Consider the following 616-nt stretch of genomic DNA (forward strand, 5'->3'; position numbering starts at 1 on the left):
GCCTCATCGTCGTGGTGGCCTGCGTGCGTCCGAGCGGACATCACCCCAAGGCGGCGGCCTTGGCCGCGACGCTGGCGGTGCCGATGCGCACGCTGCGGCGCTGGCAGCGCTGGTGGCGCGAGCAGTTGCCGCAGACGCCGCTGTGGCGTGCCGCACAGGGGTGCTTCATGCCACCGGTGGATTGGGCGCAGGCGCCGGGCAGTTTGCTGGAGCGCTTCAGTGGCGATGCCCTCGACGCCCTGGCGGCATTGCTGCGTTTCCTCAGCCCCCTGACGAGCCGTTCCGACAGGCTGTATGAGGGCGGTTGAGCGCACGCAGAAGAGGCGTCTGGAAGGCGTGCGGGCGCCCCGCTAGGCTGGTCTCGAAGGTGCCGCAATCCCTGGCACCGTCCGAGGAGACCCGCTCATGTCCGCCCCCATCGACATTCCGCCGCGCGAGCGTTGGGCCCGCTTGCGCTTTGCGATCATCGGCCCCTTGCTCGCCGCCCCGCCGCCGAGCGGTCAATTGCAGACGGCCTTGGCCGTGCTCGCCGAGAAGACCTGGCGTCATCCGGTCAGCGGTCTGGATGTGCGCTTCGGCGTCTCGACTCTGGAGCGCTGGTACTACGCCGCGCGCG

Annotated in this window: 2 pseudogenes; both read left to right on the forward strand. The window is 70.5% G+C overall.

From position 1 onward, the window contains the following. A pseudogene (locus tag G3446_RS27180) lies at positions 1–308 on the forward strand (hypothetical protein); the annotation flags it as partial. 97 nt (positions 309–405) lie between these two features. Next, positions 406–616: pseudogene (locus G3446_RS27185) on the forward strand (IS481 family transposase); the annotation flags it as partial.

The sequence above is a fragment of the Thiorhodococcus minor genome (assembly GCF_010820565.1).
Taxonomy (GTDB): domain Bacteria; phylum Pseudomonadota; class Gammaproteobacteria; order Chromatiales; family Chromatiaceae; genus Thiorhodococcus; species Thiorhodococcus minor.